At 64.7% G+C, this 14,066-nt stretch carries 15 protein-coding genes; 6 read left to right on the top strand and 9 right to left on the bottom strand.

From position 1 onward, the window contains the following. Position 1: 1 nt before the first annotated feature. Positions 2-1,579, top strand: a complete 1,578-nt coding sequence (locus AC1DQQ_RS18575) for a glycoside hydrolase family 27 protein (RefSeq protein WP_478031461.1) — start codon at positions 2-4, stop codon at positions 1,577-1,579. A 159-nt stretch (positions 1,580-1,738) separates the two neighbouring features. On the opposite strand, the gene AC1DQQ_RS18570 is transcribed toward AC1DQQ_RS18575, so the two are convergent. Both AC1DQQ_RS18570 and AC1DQQ_RS18565 read right to left on the bottom strand, forming a co-directional pair. Continuing rightward, positions 1,739-2,470 (bottom strand): RES family NAD+ phosphorylase, encoded by a 732-nt coding sequence (locus AC1DQQ_RS18570; protein WP_478031460.1) that lies wholly within the window; start codon positions 2,468-2,470, stop codon positions 1,739-1,741. After that, positions 2,467-2,880 carry an MbcA/ParS/Xre antitoxin family protein gene (locus tag AC1DQQ_RS18565; RefSeq protein ID WP_478031545.1) on the bottom strand — a complete coding sequence of 138 codons (414 nt, stop codon included), beginning with the start codon at positions 2,878-2,880 and terminating at the stop codon, positions 2,467-2,469. Before AC1DQQ_RS18565 ends, AC1DQQ_RS18570 begins: the two co-directional genes overlap by 4 nt. Positions 2,881-3,272: 392 nt before the next feature. On the opposite strand from AC1DQQ_RS18565, the gene AC1DQQ_RS18560 reads away from it, so the two are divergent. After that, positions 3,273-4,043 (top strand): class I SAM-dependent methyltransferase, encoded by a 771-nt coding sequence (locus tag AC1DQQ_RS18560; protein WP_478031458.1) that lies wholly within the window; start codon positions 3,273-3,275, stop codon positions 4,041-4,043. Positions 4,044-4,134: 91 nt separating this feature from the next. On the opposite strand, the gene AC1DQQ_RS18555 is transcribed toward AC1DQQ_RS18560, so the two are convergent. From AC1DQQ_RS18555 to AC1DQQ_RS18545, 3 genes are read right to left on the bottom strand one after another with little or no spacing between them, the layout of a single operon-like run. Then, positions 4,135-4,512 carry a hypothetical protein gene (locus tag AC1DQQ_RS18555; protein WP_478031457.1) on the bottom strand — a complete coding sequence of 126 codons (378 nt, stop codon included), beginning with the start codon at positions 4,510-4,512 and terminating at the stop codon, positions 4,135-4,137. Further along, positions 4,509-5,039: a CYTH domain-containing protein gene (locus AC1DQQ_RS18550; protein WP_478031456.1), complete on the bottom strand. Its 531-nt coding sequence runs from the start codon at positions 5,037-5,039 to the stop codon at positions 4,509-4,511. Before AC1DQQ_RS18550 ends, AC1DQQ_RS18555 begins: the two co-directional genes overlap by 4 nt. Next, positions 5,036-5,803, bottom strand: a complete 768-nt coding sequence (locus AC1DQQ_RS18545) for a competence/damage-inducible protein A (RefSeq protein ID WP_478031455.1) — start codon at positions 5,801-5,803, stop codon at positions 5,036-5,038. Before AC1DQQ_RS18545 ends, AC1DQQ_RS18550 begins: the two co-directional genes overlap by 4 nt. A gap of 52 nt (positions 5,804-5,855) precedes the next feature. Here AC1DQQ_RS18545 and map point away from each other — a divergent pair, with 52 nt between their 5' ends. After that, a complete protein-coding gene (gene map, locus AC1DQQ_RS18540; protein ID WP_478031454.1) occupies positions 5,856-6,683 on the top strand; it encodes a type I methionyl aminopeptidase in 828 nt (275 codons plus the stop codon). On the opposite strand, the gene AC1DQQ_RS18535 is transcribed toward map, so the two are convergent. Further along, a complete protein-coding gene (locus AC1DQQ_RS18535; protein ID WP_478031452.1) occupies positions 6,643-7,047 on the bottom strand; it encodes a DUF2200 domain-containing protein in 405 nt (134 codons plus the stop codon). The two genes, map and AC1DQQ_RS18535, sit on opposite strands and share 41 nt — an antisense overlap. Before the next feature lie 3 nt (positions 7,048-7,050). Further along, positions 7,051-8,214 (bottom strand): sterol desaturase family protein, encoded by a 1,164-nt coding sequence (locus tag AC1DQQ_RS18530; protein ID WP_478031450.1) that lies wholly within the window; start codon positions 8,212-8,214, stop codon positions 7,051-7,053. A 110-nt stretch (positions 8,215-8,324) separates the two neighbouring features. On the opposite strand from AC1DQQ_RS18530, the gene AC1DQQ_RS18525 reads away from it, so the two are divergent. Continuing rightward, positions 8,325-10,496, top strand: coding sequence for a PQQ-dependent dehydrogenase, methanol/ethanol family (locus tag AC1DQQ_RS18525; protein WP_478046257.1), 2,172 nt, complete (start codon positions 8,325-8,327; stop codon positions 10,494-10,496). A gap of 90 nt (positions 10,497-10,586) precedes the next feature. On the opposite strand, the gene AC1DQQ_RS18520 is transcribed toward AC1DQQ_RS18525, so the two are convergent. Beyond that, a complete protein-coding gene (locus AC1DQQ_RS18520; RefSeq protein WP_478041143.1) occupies positions 10,587-11,384 on the bottom strand; it encodes a helix-turn-helix domain-containing protein in 798 nt (265 codons plus the stop codon). A 119-nt stretch (positions 11,385-11,503) separates the two neighbouring features. Between AC1DQQ_RS18520 and AC1DQQ_RS18515 the strand changes: the two genes are divergently transcribed. Further along, complete coding sequence (locus tag AC1DQQ_RS18515) at positions 11,504-12,349, top strand: alpha/beta fold hydrolase (RefSeq protein ID WP_478041144.1); 846 nt, start codon at positions 11,504-11,506, stop codon at positions 12,347-12,349. Here the strand turns inward: AC1DQQ_RS18515 and AC1DQQ_RS18510 are convergent. After that, on the bottom strand, positions 12,346-13,422 hold the full coding sequence (locus tag AC1DQQ_RS18510; RefSeq protein ID WP_478041145.1) for a S41 family peptidase: 1,077 nt from the start codon (positions 13,420-13,422) through the stop codon (positions 12,346-12,348). The two genes, AC1DQQ_RS18515 and AC1DQQ_RS18510, sit on opposite strands and share 4 nt — an antisense overlap. 83 nt (positions 13,423-13,505) lie before the next feature. Between AC1DQQ_RS18510 and AC1DQQ_RS18505 the strand changes: the two genes are divergently transcribed. Continuing rightward, positions 13,506-14,012: a MarR family winged helix-turn-helix transcriptional regulator gene (locus tag AC1DQQ_RS18505; protein WP_478031444.1), complete on the top strand. Its 507-nt coding sequence runs from the start codon at positions 13,506-13,508 to the stop codon at positions 14,010-14,012. Positions 14,013-14,066: the final 54 nt, after the last annotated feature.

Raw genomic sequence — 14,066 nt, 5'->3', positions numbered from 1 at the left:
CATGTCCGTCCTCAAGATCCTGGCCGCGTTTGTCATCGCGTGCCTCGGGCTGGTGCTCGCTGCGTCTTCGGCCGCCGCCCAGCCGCTGAGCTTCGTCCCTGCGGACGGACCCTATCGCCTCGCCGTCGTCTTCCCCGATGCGCCCGCCAATCCCGGTATTCGGATGCTCGAACTGAACCGGACGGCCGACAAGCGAGTATCGGGCAAGCTTGTCTCCGACTGGTATGGCAACATGACGATGGACAACATCGTCGTGACCCCGACGCTGCTGACGTTCGACATGCGCAACATCAACACGCCGGGCGTACCGATCCGCCACTGGACCGCGCGCGTCACGCCCCAGGGCATCGCGCTCGAGGGCGGCGTCTGGGATTCGAAGGTCGCGCTGGTCGGGCGGCGTGCCAGCGACGCGGAGGCCGCCGCCCTGACGTTCCACGAGACGGCGCTTCCGTCCCTGACGACGTTAGCATCCGATGGTCTGGCGAAGACGCCGCCAATGGGGTGGAGCAGCTGGAACAGGTTCGCCGAAAAGATCGACGATGCGACGATCCGGGCGATCGCCGACGCGATGGTGACGACGGGCTTGCGTGATGCGGGCTATCTTTATGTCAATATCGATGACGGCTGGCAGGGCACGCGCGGGCCCGACGGTCAGCTTCGCCCCAACGCCAAGTTCCCCGACATGAAGGCGCTGGCCGATTACGTGCACTCGCGTGGCCTGAAGCTCGGCCTCTATTCCTCACCGGGGCCGCGGACCTGTGCCGGTTACGAAGGCAGTTATGGCCATGTGCAGCAGGATGCCAGGACCTTTGCCGGCTGGGGCGTCGACTATCTCAAATATGATCTGTGCTCGGGCGAATGGTTTTATGCCGACGCCGACACAGTCCGACGCAGCTATGCCGAAATGGGCGCCGCGTTGCGCGCGACCGGGCGCCAGATCGTCTACTCGCTATGCGAATATGGTCGCTTCCGCGTCGGTACCTGGGGCCGCTCGGTCGGCGGGCATTTGTGGCGGACGACCGGCGACATCACTGACGATTATGCGACAATGGCCCGGATCGGGTTCGAGAAGAATGGCGATCCGACCGATGCCGGCCCAGGCGGGTGGAACGACCCCGACATGCTCGAGGTCGGCAATGGCGGCATGTCGGAGGACGAATACCGCACCCATATGACATTATGGGCGATGTCCGCCGCGCCGCTGATGATGGGACATGACGTCCGCACGACCAGCGAGTCCGCCAAGCGCCTGCTGGAAAATCGCGGCGTGATCGCGATCGATCAGGACCCGAAAGGGGTTCAGGGCAAGGCGGTGCGCAAGGACGGCGCCACGGAGATATGGCTCAAGCCTTTGACGAGCGGTGGCTATGCAATTGCGCTGTTCAACCGTGGCGGGGCGCCCGCGACGATGACGGTGACGCCCGATCTTGTCGGGTTGTCGACGATCGGGGCGTTGCGCGATGTGTGGAGCGGCGCGCCGGTCGACGCCAGGGTGACGCGCTTCACCGTCCCCGCGCATGGCGTGGTCCTGCTGGAGTCGGTCCCTCGAGGTCGGACAGGCACAGTAAAGCCGAACTGACGGTCGAGCGCTCCAGCCCACCCTCCACCGACGTCCATGCGAGGCTTTGCAACCCGCTGAAATCTTGAGCACTCCCCACTCCATCGAGCCAGCGAAGGTTGCACGCACCATGCGTAGCCGGGCCGATTGGGGGCGTTTCGAACCAGAATGCCTCGGCCGTCAAAGCTGACTGGGGGACACATCCACGACGCGGAACACAGCCCCCGTCCCTGCATCGCGCACGAGATCGACACCCATACCATCCCAATGGTAATCGAGGTGTCGGCCTTGCACAGGATCTGAAGCGCAGTCAGGGTAGAATAAAGCGACACATTCTCCCCCTGCGTGCCGGACGCTGGGGTAGACGACGCCATCAGCTCCATCCGCTTTAAGCGCCATCGCCAGCCTTTGAGATGCCCTATAGCTGTCCGGATCGAGTGCCGGATCGGCCGGATTGGCGCTTCTCAGGTCATGCAAGTCTGCGCTGACCGAAAGGACGATCTCCCGAAACTGGGAGGTCCAGCCGGGCGCTTCCGCAGTCCGGGCCATGAACCGCGCATGGTGATGGATCGTTTCGAACAACGCCGTCTCGAAAGCGTTTCCGACATATAGCACGCCATAGCTGCCATCCGTGAAGCGGCTTGGCCGGTCGATGCTGGCGTGGGTGAACGGTGCCATCAAATAGGAGGCGCCGTTTCCGCCGACTCGGCGCTCGGTCGGAACCAGATCGAGGTTGCCGATCGTGGCCATGATGCGCGGGTTCGTTTTTTGCTCTGCAGAAATCAGCAAGGGCCAGTCGGCAGGGTCGGCGATGTCTTCGAACAGGTCGATCGGCGGAAAGGTGCTGCGGATGATCCTGACCGCGCCCGTCCACTCAATCCTGCTGACCGGGAGAGTCTCCCGTTCGCTCACCAGCCGCCGCGCTCGGCATCGAGATAGCGGCGCACACGCATGATGTCGGTAAGTTCGCCGCCGAGCATGACATCGAGTGCGCTCGATCCTGCAAAGGCTGTATTGCTTGCCTTGATCCAGGCATAACCCCGCTGGGCTTCGGAGAAGACGATCCGTAGCGCCTTGTGAATGCCCATCAAGTTGGAGAGGCGAGCCGCGCCATCGCGCGAAACCCGGCCCGGCCCTTCAGCTTTCCAACGCCGATAGGAACGCACCGGCATATCGAGCAGCGTCGCCGCCTGTTCGTCGGTGAGCTCCCATTTCCCGAACAGGTTCAGTACCGCCCTGAACATCGCGGCAGCCTCGCTCTGGGTTATCGGATTCGGACGAAATGCCGGAGCAGCAGTATCAACGGGTTGCAAAGCCAGCATGGCGGTTCTCCATATGGCACCATATACGTAATTTAATGCCATTTGGCAATAACCGCCTCGTTTTTCGACATCGGTCGGGACCGATGAACGGATGACCGCTTTCCGGTTGCCCTCAAAGGCCATCCAATGGCTGTCGTGCCGCAGGCAACCGCCGATTTCGTCCACTTCCCACCCCCTGCAGTTCATAGAGGGTGATTAGGGAGGTGCGGCAGGTTGCTATGCATGCGCATCGGTCGTTTGGGGCGCAGCCGACCGAGGTTGGACTCGATCGTGTTGAGACGGAGATGCGCGACAATCGGAGTCCCAAGAGAAGCCGCCTGCGGCGCCATATGATGAAACAAGCTCGACTTCGGACTCCCACAACTGGCGCGCTTGCGCGCGACGGAGGACAGATGATCCACGCCCCGATGTCCCTGGGCAAAAACCTGGTTCAGTCCGCATTTGCGCGGTGCGGCTACAGGATCGTAAGGGCCGATCCTGGCGCGCGGTGTCGGCCGACCTCCGCCGATGCGCGCAACGCTGCGAGCTTCCTCCAGGAAATCCTTCCGGTGGTGCAGCACAACGCGCTGACCGGAGAATGGCCGACACCGGCATTCCTAGAGCACTATTTCGACGCAAGCCGTCTGGCGATGGTGCGCCTTCTGCTCGATCGATGCGATGCGGAAGACGTCGACATTGCCGGCAAACGCGTTCTGGACATCGGGTGCCACGCGGGGTGCCTGTTGCATCTCATACGCGCAAGGTATCCGGACTGCTCCCTCTCCGGATGCGACGTCAGCGATGTGAAGCTGGCGATGGCCAAACGGGCCTGCCCTGATGCCGAACTGTTCTTCAGCGCGCTTTCGGACCTTCCGGAGTCATCCAGCTACGACCTCGTGTTTCTGATGGAAGTGCTGGAACACACTGTGGATCCCGAAACGGTCGTCAGGCGCTTGCTCGAGATCGTGTCAGCTACCGGCACGCTCATCTTGACGGTTCCCGATGGGCGGGAGGACCACCTTCCCGCCAAGGAATATCATTCGGAATTCGAATCCTATGCAGGCCATATCAACTTCTGGAGTCCGGAAAGCTGGCGCTATTTCCTCGCCCGGATCGCTCCTGAACGGACGCTCCGCACGGGCCAATTGCCGACCGGACACTTGTTCGCCGCGTTGAGCATGTAGAACGCGATCCGGCAGACCTGTGCTAGAGCGGGCTCGCGAGAGAGCGCGCTCGGTCTTCGAACTCAACGGGCCGCGGCTGTGGCATCGCCACCTATTGGGGCGACGGGCTCGGGCTCGCGCGTCGGAAGCCACCCTTGGGTTGCGGAACGCCGCTGACGGTGAAGGTGCCGCCGGGAACCAGCGTGATCACGTATTCGCCCTGGTCGTCGCAGGTCACCAGCCATACCGGCTGACCCTCATTACGTGGCTTTTCGGCGATCGAAACGATCTTCTTGCAGGTATAATTGGCGTCGTAGATCGCGCGGAACAGGGCGACGCGCTGCTGCACCGCATTGAGCGCGCGGAACTTGACCTCGACCGGGTCGGGCGTTGCCGGAGCGGCCGGCGCCGCGGCGTTGCCGCCGGCACCCCCGCCGCCACAACCGGCAAGCAGGACCGCGGGCATCAGCATCATCGCACCGACCTTCATCGCTCGTCTCCTTCTGCTATCGTGACAACGCGTGGGGCGGTCGTCGCGTGCCACCCGTCTATCGCAAGCGTACCGCCGGCATAAGCGACATCCTCGGTGACCTCGACAGTGCACCAGGGCGGCACGACGATTGCGGTCAGCGCGGCATCATCGTCCGCGGATATCTCCGCAAGCATCAGTCCGGCCAGCGCGCCCTCGAACACGTCTATCGCGAACCCGCCGCCGACTTCATGCCGCCATTTGATCAGCACGGCCGCCGGCAGCACCGCCAGGGCGTCATATTCAGCCGCGTCGAGATAGATGTTGGTCATCGGCCGCGACGACAGGCCCGCGCCGGGATATTTCTTGCCGAGCTTGTGCACTACCGATCCGTCAGGCGCGGTCACGCGGCGTAACCGCAAGCCGGTGCCGGGCAAATAGCGATCCTCGACCAACCGCGCCGTCGCGGAATCGAGTGCAGGCGTCAGTTCCCGATCGACTAGGAAGCGCCGCTCACGTTCGATGATGCTGTACTTGGGCGCAGTCAAATGCCGTCCGCGACGACCTCTCGGCCCGCCGCCTCCAGTCGTGCCGTCAGGTCGGCGATGGCGGTGTCGACCAATGCCTGATCTGGGCTGCGCACCACGAAATTCGCACCCACCCGGCCATCGCGAAAGAACGGATAGCTGCCGATCGCGACCCCTTCATGCGCCTTTTCCGCCTCGCGCAGGATGTCGGCGACCTCGCTCTCGGGCACCCAGCAGCCGATCGAGCGGCTGACCACCGGGCGTCCGCCCTCGAGCTTGCCGGTCAGTCCATCGAGCATGCCCGCGGTGATGTGCGGCACGCCCGCCATGACGAACAGATTGCCGATGCGGATGCCTGGTGCGCCCGACATCCGGTTCTCGATCAAATCGGCGCCCTCGGGCACGCGCGCCATCCGCTTGCGCGCCTCGGTCAGCCCGCCGCGGCTTTCGTAATAGCGCTCCAGCGTGGCGACCGCCTTGGGATGATAGGTGACGTCCACCCCCAATGCCTCGGCGATCGCATCGACGGTGATGTCGTCATGCGTCGGGCCGATCCCGCCGGTGGTGAAGAGATAATCGTTGCGCGCGCGCAGCTGGTTGACCGCCTCGACGATCGCTTCGGTGACGTCGCCGACGACGCGAACCTCGGCCAGCCGAATGCCCTGGACGTTGAGCCACGCGGCGATCTGCGCGACATTCTTGTCCTGGGTGCGCCCCGACAGGATCTCGTCGCCGATCACGACGAGCGCCGCGGTCCAGATCCTCTCATTCGCTTGGCCGGTCATGGGGTCAGCGATAGCCTCGCAAAATCGGCGCGTCATCGTTATATCGTTCGCCATGACCGAATATGTGACTGTCACCAGCGACATGAACCTCGCGCGCAACGGCGCGATCAAGCTCTATGGCCGCGACGCGTTCGAGGGCATGCACCGCGCCGGACGCCTCGCCGCCGAAACGCTCGACATGCTCGTGCCGCATGTCGTGCCGGGGGTGACCACTGCGGAACTCGATGACCTGATCCGCAATTTCATGATCGCCGGCGGCGCCGCGCCTGCAACGCTCGGCTATCGCGGCTATACGCATTCGAGCTGCATCTCGATCAACCATGTCGTCTGCCATGGCATCCCCTCCGACCGCCAGCTCAAGGACGGCGACATCGTCAATATCGACGTGACCCCGCTGCTCGACGGCTGGCATGGCGACACCAGCCGGATGTATCTGGTCGGCGACAATGTGCCGATCAAGGCGAAGCGGCTGGTCGACGTGACCTATGAATGCCTGATGCTCGGGATCGAACAGGCCAGGCCCGGCAACACGATGGGCGACGTCGCGCATGCCATCCAGACGCATGCCGAGCGCCACCGCTTCGGCGTGGTGCGCGATTTCTGCGGGCACGGCGTCGGCAAGCTGTTCCACGACGCGCCGGAAGTCGTCCATGTCGGCCGCCCGGGCACTGGACCCGAGCTCAAGCCCGGCATGATCTTCACGATCGAGCCGATGATCAATATCGGCAAGCCCGACGTAAAGCTGCTCGACGACGGCTGGACCGCGGTGACGCGCGACCGCTCGCTGTCGGCGCAGTTCGAACATTCGATCGGCATTACCGAGGACGGGTGCGAGATCTTCACGTCGAGCCCCAAGGGGTACGACCAACCGCCTTACTGACGTACGATCGAGGCGTTTGCCGGCGCAGGATTTTTTCCATTGGCCGGCCCTTCGCCAGCTCATCGACCAGTTTGTCCAGGTAGCGGATTTCGCGCATCAGCGGCTCATCAATCTCCTCGATGCGCACGCCGCAGATCGTTCCGGTGATCGCGGATCGTGCAGGGTTGAGGCCGGGCGCGCGGGCGAAGAAATCCTCGAAACTCGCCTTGCTTGCCAGCTCTTCGGCCAACCCTTCGCGGGTATAGCCGGTCAACCAGCATATGATCTCGTCGACTTCGGCTCGCGTTCGGCCCTTCCGCTCGGCCTTGGCGACGTAATGGACGTACACGCTCGCGACGCTTGTCGCATAAATGCGGTGCGCCATCGCCTATTCCGCTTTCGCCGCGTCGATCGCCTTCTGGCTGCGCACGAACGGATAAGCGAGTTGCTTCAGATAGCCGTTCGGCATCTTCTCCGGGATGCCATAGCCCTGGGGCCACCGGCCCGTCGGCAAGTGGAACGTCCCGAACAATTTGTCCCATAACGGAAAGTGGATCGCGAAATTGACGTCCACCGCTTCCGCCTCGAGGCCGTGATGCCAATGGTGGAAGCGCGGCGTCACCATGACATGGCCGAAACGGTCGAAATCGCCCTTCAGATTGGCGTGAACCAGCCCCGAATAGATGTACACTAGGGCGACATAGGCCTGCATCACCGAGGGCAGGAAGCCGAAGGTCAGCAGCGGCAACGAGGTCACGCTGCGCAGCAGGATGATCTCGACGAAATGCATCCGCGCGCCGGCCAGCCAGTCCATCGCCTTGGCCGAATGATGGACCGCGTGGAATCCCCACAGGAACGGCACACGATGAAAGGCGCGGTGGAACCAATATTGCACGAAATCGGTCAGCAGCATCGCCTCGACGAACTGCAGGACCCAGGGCTGCCCGCCGATCGCCGCGCGGATGCCGGCGAGCGACACGGTGTTGGCGTTGATGATGCTCGACGGCGCCAGCGCCAGATAGGTGAAGATCTGCACGAGCATCGAGCTGAGCAGATAATAGAATAGGTCCTCGCGCCATTCGGTGCGGAACAGGCGCTGGTCGCGGTTGTGCGGCCAGAACCGCTCGATCGGTGCGAACATCAACCCGGCGACGATCAGGTTGACGACGAAGAAATCGACCCCGAAGAAGATGCCCCAATCATGCGTCTCACGCGGCGAGACATTGGCGCCGCCGAGCAACGCCGCCGCGATGCCGATCGCCAGCGCGGAAAAACCGATCGCCTTCTTGGTCCGCAGCATCAGGCTGAGCAGCGCCAGCGCATAGCTGGAGATCAGCACGGCATGGACGACGGGACGGAACCACAAGGTCTTTTCGACCGCCTGCAGCTCGGGCGTCGCGAACCAGCCCGGCCAGCGCAGCGCCACCACCAGCCCGAAGCCGGCGATCGCCAGGACGAGCGCGAAGAAGCCCGAATACCAGCCGCTGCCGAAATTGCGGATCGCGACGGGCGCTTCGAGCTCGTCGCGCAAATGGTCGAGTGGATTGGCCATCGGTGTCCCCTATCCCGATACGGTTAAGCACCCTCTACCACGCAGCCCCCCGCCGCGCTATCGACTGCCAGCGACTCTTCGAAGAAAGAGTATGGCGGAGAGGTAACGACATGCGGACCTATATCGCGTTGCTGAGCGCGGCCCTGTTGGCCGGGTGCGGATCGTCGAGCGACAATTCGCCGGCGCCGTCGGGCGCGGTGGGTGCCGCGAAGATCGACTCCGCCTATCTCACCAGTGGTGGCTCGGGCGCCGACTGGGCGATGACCGGGTTCAATTATAACGAGCAACGCTATAGCCCGCTGACCCAGATCAACGCCGACAACGTCGGATCGCTCGGCCTGTCCTGGTATGCCGATCTGCCCGATGCGCGCGGCCAGGAATCGACGCCGGTGGTGATCGACGGCACGATCTACGTCACCGGACCCTGGTCGAAGCTGTTCGCCTACGACGCCCTCTCCGGCAAGAAGCTCTGGGAATACGATCCCGGCGTCGACAAGACCAAGGGCGTCCAGGCGTGTTGCGACGTGGTCAATCGCGGCATCGCGGCGTGGAAAGGCAAGCTCTATCTCGGCACGATCGACGGGCGGCTGATCGCGATCGACGCGCCGACCGGCAAGCCGCTGTGGAGCGTCCAGACCACCGACAATGCCAAACCCTATACGATCACCGGCGTGCCGCGCGTCGTGAAGGGCATGGTGATCATCGGCAATGGCGGCGCCGAGTTCGGCGTGCGCGGCTATGTGACCGCGTACGATGCCGACACCGGCGCCAAGCGCTGGCGCTTCTATACCGTGCCCAATGCCAATCTCGGCGCCGATGGCGAGGCGTCCGACGCGATCCTGTCCAAGGCAGCGAATGCGACCTGGTCGGCGAACGGCCAGTGGAAGCAATCGGGCGGCGGCGGCACGGTGTGGGATTCGATCGTCTACGATCCTGAGCTCGACCAGCTCTATCTCGGCGTCGGCAACGGCTCGCCCTGGAACCACGGGCTGCGCTCGGAGGGCCAGGGCGACAATCTGTTCCTGTCTTCGATCGTGGCGCTGAAGCCCGATACCGGCGAATATCTCTGGCATTATCAGGAGACGCCGGCCGAAAGCTGGGACTTCACCGCCACCCAACCGATCATCCTTGCCGACCTGAATATGGGCGGGCAGCAGCGCAAGGTGCTGATGCAGGCGCCCAAGAACGGCTTCTTCTTCGTCGTCGACCGCACCAACGGCAAACTGATCAACGCCGGCAAGTTCATCAAGACGGTCAATTGGGCCGACAGCTACGACCTCAAGACCGGTCGACCCAACGAGAATCCCGACGCGCGCTTCTACAAGACCGGCAAGCCGTTCCTCGCGGTGCCGTCGGCACTGGCCGCGCATAATTGGCAGCCGATGAGCTTCAATCCCAAGGCCGGGCTGGTCTATGTGCCCGCGCAGGAACAGGTCGGGCTCGCTTATATCCCGCCCGACGCCGCCGCCGGCACGCGCGAGCCGATCGGGTTCAACGTCGGTACCAATATGTCGGCGGGGATGTATCCACGCGATGCGAAGATGATCGGCGCGATCACAGCAGGCGCAACCGGCGCGCTGGTCGCCTGGGATCCGGTCGCCAACAAGGAACGCTGGCGAGTCGATTACCCGACCCCGTGGAACGGCGGAACGATGACCACGGCGGGCAATCTGGTGTTCCAGGGCACCGCGCTCGGCGAGTTCCGCGCTTATGCCGCCGATAGCGGCAAGCAGCTCTGGGCCTATCCGACGCAATCGGGGATCATGGCGGGCGCCGCGACGTTCACGGTCAAGGAGCAACAATATATCGCGGTGCTGACCGGGCGCGGCGGGGCGCTGCCGCTGTCGATCGGCTACGCGATCGGTGCGGCCAAGAATGTGCCGAACTTGCCACGCCTGCTGGTATTCAAGCTGGGCGGCACGGCGAAGCTCCCCTCGCTCGTCCCACCTGCGACGGCGCCGTTCAACCCGCCGCCATCGACCGCACGGCCCGAGCAGATCGCCGCGGGCCTGCAATTGTTCGGCCGCTATTGCCAGGTCTGCCACGGCGCGAGCGCCGGCGGTGGCGGCGTCCTCCCCGACCTTCAGCGATCGGCAGTGCTGGCCGATGCCGATACGTGGAAGTCGATCCTGATCGACGGCGCGCTGGCCAAGCAGGGCATGGTCAGCTTCGCCAAGGTGATGAGCCCGGAGCAGGCGCAACTGATCCGGCTCTATGTGATCGACGAGGCGAATTGGGCGAAGAAGAATTTGCCGCAGGGGGTGGAAGGCACGGGTAAATAGCTCGCACCACCATCGTCATCCCAGCGAAAGCTGGGATCTCAAGCCGCATCGCGTCATCGCTAGAGACCCCAGCTTTCGCTGGGGTGACGGTTAGGGTGCTGGCGGGCAAAGTTCCCGCATCGCCTCCGCCGTCTGGGCGTCGGCGGGCAAGAAGGTTTCCAACGCGAGATCATCCAGCGTCAGGTCGATCGGCGATCCGAACACCGTCCGCGCGCTGTAGAAGGATAGGATGCGATCGCCGCGCTGAAACCGGAACGGCACCGCCACCCCGGCGAAGTCGCGCGGCCGGACGTCCGACGCCGGCCCTTTGGGATAAAGCTCCATTTCCTCGCGCAACGCGATCAGTGTGGCGTCGCCGCTCTGCGCGATTTCGCGGTCGAGTTGCCGCAGCAGGAAGCCGCGCCATTCGGCGAGGTTGACGATGTTCTTCGACACGCCGTCGGGATGAAGCGTCAGGCGCAACACGTTGACCGGCGGTTCGAGCAAAGCGGAATCGACGCCCTCGATCAACGGCGCCAGCGCGCGATTGGCCGAGATCATCGTCATGTGCCTGTCGACGATCAGCGCGGGGAACGGCTCGTGCGCGGACAGCACCGTTTCGAGCGCCGCGCGCACCACATCGAGCGCGGGATCGGCGAGATCGCGTTCGGGGAAAGCGGGCGCAAAGCCGGCGGCCAGTAGCAAGGCATTCTGCTCCCGGCGCGGCACATCGAGCTGTTCGGACAGGCGCAACAGCAACTCGCGGCTGGGTCGCGCGCGCCCGGTTTCGACGAAGCTCAAATGGCGAGGCGAGACATCGGCATCGAGCGCGAGGTCGAGTTGGCTCACCCGCCGGCGCGCACGCCAGTCGCGCAGCATTGCTCCCACCTCACCCGACATCTGCACCATGAGCCATCCTTTCGGCGGCCATCCTAGCCGCCCCGCGCCGACGCGCCATTACCTGTCAGGTAATTGGTTCGGCTGCAGCAATCCGCATCATGGCGGCACCACCCCCAAGGAGAACAGCCATGTACGCGATCGCCGACCTCGCTCCCCGCCAGACGCTCCGCCCGAGCCGCGGCCTGATCCCCACTCCCGACGGCGAGCAGCTTTACTATGAGGATATGGGTAATGGCCCAACGCTATTGTTCGTCCACGGCTGGGCAATGAACACCGAATTCTGGGAGCGCCAGACCGCCGACCTGGTCCGTCAGGGGCATCGCTGCGTCGCTTATGACCAGCGCGGCTGCGGCCGGTCCTCGCCCGCCGCTACCGGGCACGACCTGGACGGCCTGGCCGACGATCTCGCCACGGTGATCGAGCGGCTCGGGCTCGACCGGGTGACGTTGGTCGCGCATTCGATGGGCGCCTGTCAGGTCGCGCGCTATCTGTCGCGCTATGGCGCGGAGCGGGTGGCCGGCGCCATCCTCGTTGCCGGCACCGCGCCAGGTCTGTTCCCCGATCCGGCCAGCCGCACCGGGCCGCTTGCAGCACAAGTCACCATGATGATGGCCGACCGCCCCGCTTATGTCGCGACGATGGCCGAGCCGTTCTTCGCGCCCGAGCAGGTGTCGCCGCACCTGATCGCCTGGGGCACCGGCTTGGTGCTGCGCGCGACCTTGCACGCGGCGATCGAGCATACCCGCACCAACATCAACGCCGACGTCCGCGCCGATATGGCGGCGTTCACCTGCCCGACCCTGATCATCCATGGCAGCGCCGACCAAAGCTGCCCGCTGGAGAGGAGCGCCGAGCTGGCGCACGCGATGATCCCGGGCAGCGAGTTGCTGGTCTATGAGGGTGCCTCGCATGCCTTGCCACTGACGCGCGGCGAGCAGCTCGTCGCCGACATCGCCCGCTTCGTTCGCGGTTAAGCGATCGCGCCGGCGCGCCTGAGTGCTTCCTGAAGCGCGAGCGTCGGCGCCACCGCGACGTCGGGGACGATCCCCGTCCCTTCCCAATCCTTGCCGGTCGCCGGATCGATCGTCCGGCCGACCGGCAGGAACACTGCCAGCCCGCCGCCGATCGGCTCGAATCCGCCGAAATGATTGGCACCTGCCGTCGTCTCGCCGATCAGCGTCGCGCGGCCGGTATGCTTGAAGGCGAGAGCGAGATGTTCGGCGGCGGACGCTGTGCGAGCCGAGGTCAGATAGAAGACCTTCGCACCGAACAGCCGGGTCTCGCCCGTCTTGGGCACGACATAATGTTCGGTGCGGACGATCCCCGGCGCCGCACCGCTCGCGGGGCGCATGAAGGCATCTTCGGCGAAGGGATTGCCGCGCGCCTTGGCGATCGACTCGACCATTTCCATCTGCACCAGCACCGCCGGCTTGGCGAAGAGATAGGGCAGAATCGCATTCATCTGCGCGACGCCGCCGCCGCCATTGTAACGGCAATCCACGATCACCGCCTTGGCCGCGGCATGCTCGCGCATGAAGCGGTCGCTCGCCGCGGCGATGTCGGGGTCGTCGGGAAATTCGGTGAAGCGGATATAAGCGACGTCTTTCGCTATCCAGCCGGCATCCTCGATCGGCGCGCGGCGGGGCGGCCGCGGGCCCGCCGGCGCACGAGGTGGCGCGGCGGGAGGCTGGGGTTTGGCCCCGTCCGCCGGTCGCGGTTGCGGCCGATCATTGGGACCGAGCATCGTCGCGGGCACGACGCGCAGATGGCGGTCGGGCGACACCGCCAACAAATCGGCGGTCAGCCGCTGGCCGAGTTCGGCGGGGTCGGCGATCTGCTTATAGGCACCGGCCGCCGCCTTTTGCCGCAGCATCGCGGCGTAGCGCTTGCCAATCTCGGGGATGACATAGCCGGTCTCGAGAAGGTCGGCGAGTGCGAGAGCGGGGTCGCCGGCGGCCGCGGCTGGCCCGTCCATGGCGATCGCGTTGCCACCGGTGATCGTCGCGATCGCGGCCGCCGATAGTCCCAAGAATATGCGCCGATCCATCCCTCAACCCCTCCGACTACATTTGTAAGCGTAAGCGCTTATACATTTTGCTCGACAGGAGTAAAGTGGCTAATAAGTGGGGTATGACCACGCACACTGCCGCCAGTTTCGGCACCGCGCTTCGCCGGCTGATCGATCATCTCGACGGCGCGCTGGAACAGGCATATCGCGAGGATGGGATCGATTTCCGCCCGCGCTATACGCCGGTTGTCCGCGCGCTCGTTGCCGACGGGCCACAGGGCATTCGCGCGCTGGCCGACCGGCTCGGCGTATCGCATTCGGCGGTCAGCCAGACAGTATCGCAAATGGCCGCCGCCGGCCTGGTCGCGGTGACGCGCGGCGAGGAGGATGCCCGCCAGAGGATCGTCGCGCTCACCCGCGCGGGCACTGCGCTGCTCCCCCGGCTGGAGGACCATTGGCATGCCGCGCGCGCCGCCACCGCGGCGCTCGATACCGAAACTGGGGGCGTGCTGGTGGAGGTGATCAACCGCGCCAATGCCGCGCTGGAAGCCAGGCCGTTCGCCGATCGACTGGCCTCGGTGCGCAGCCGTCGTGCCGCGCCAACGGGCAGTCGAAACAGGGCTGCCTAATTTCGAGGCATTTGCTAGAGCCGATACCGGCTCCCGCTCGGCCCACGCTCTTCG

The organism is Sphingomonas sp. P4_G3 (assembly GCF_056401105.1).
Note: the sequence above shows the minus strand (reverse complement) of the source record. Positions and strands in the feature narration are given on the sequence as shown.

What these genes read in the sequence shown, in the direction of transcription:
- AC1DQQ_RS18575 (WP_478031461.1), top strand. Translation starts at nt 2, where the DNA reads ATGTCCGTCCTCAAGATCCTGGCCGCGTTTGTCATCGCGTGCCTCGGG.
- AC1DQQ_RS18530 (WP_478031450.1), bottom strand. Translation starts at nt 8,214, where the DNA reads ATGGCCAATCCACTCGACCATTTGCGCGACGAGCTCGAAGCGCCCGTC.
- AC1DQQ_RS18515 (WP_478041144.1), top strand. Translation starts at nt 11,504, where the DNA reads ATGTACGCGATCGCCGACCTCGCTCCCCGCCAGACGCTCCGCCCGAGC.
- map (WP_478031454.1), top strand. Translation starts at nt 5,856, where the DNA reads ATGACCGAATATGTGACTGTCACCAGCGACATGAACCTCGCGCGCAAC.
- AC1DQQ_RS18505 (WP_478031444.1), top strand. Translation starts at nt 13,506, where the DNA reads ATGACCACGCACACTGCCGCCAGTTTCGGCACCGCGCTTCGCCGGCTG.
- AC1DQQ_RS18565 (WP_478031545.1), bottom strand. Translation starts at nt 2,880, where the DNA reads ATGCTGGCTTTGCAACCCGTTGATACTGCTGCTCCGGCATTTCGTCCG.
- AC1DQQ_RS18555 (WP_478031457.1), bottom strand. Translation starts at nt 4,512, where the DNA reads ATGAAGGTCGGTGCGATGATGCTGATGCCCGCGGTCCTGCTTGCCGGT.
- AC1DQQ_RS18560 (WP_478031458.1), top strand. Translation starts at nt 3,273, where the DNA reads ATGATCCACGCCCCGATGTCCCTGGGCAAAAACCTGGTTCAGTCCGCA.
- AC1DQQ_RS18525 (WP_478046257.1), top strand. Translation starts at nt 8,325, where the DNA reads ATGCGGACCTATATCGCGTTGCTGAGCGCGGCCCTGTTGGCCGGGTGC.
- AC1DQQ_RS18535 (WP_478031452.1), bottom strand. Translation starts at nt 7,047, where the DNA reads ATGGCGCACCGCATTTATGCGACAAGCGTCGCGAGCGTGTACGTCCAT.
- AC1DQQ_RS18520 (WP_478041143.1), bottom strand. Translation starts at nt 11,384, where the DNA reads ATGGTGCAGATGTCGGGTGAGGTGGGAGCAATGCTGCGCGACTGGCGT.
- AC1DQQ_RS18510 (WP_478041145.1), bottom strand. Translation starts at nt 13,422, where the DNA reads ATGGATCGGCGCATATTCTTGGGACTATCGGCGGCCGCGATCGCGACG.
- AC1DQQ_RS18545 (WP_478031455.1), bottom strand. Translation starts at nt 5,803, where the DNA reads ATGACCGGCCAAGCGAATGAGAGGATCTGGACCGCGGCGCTCGTCGTG.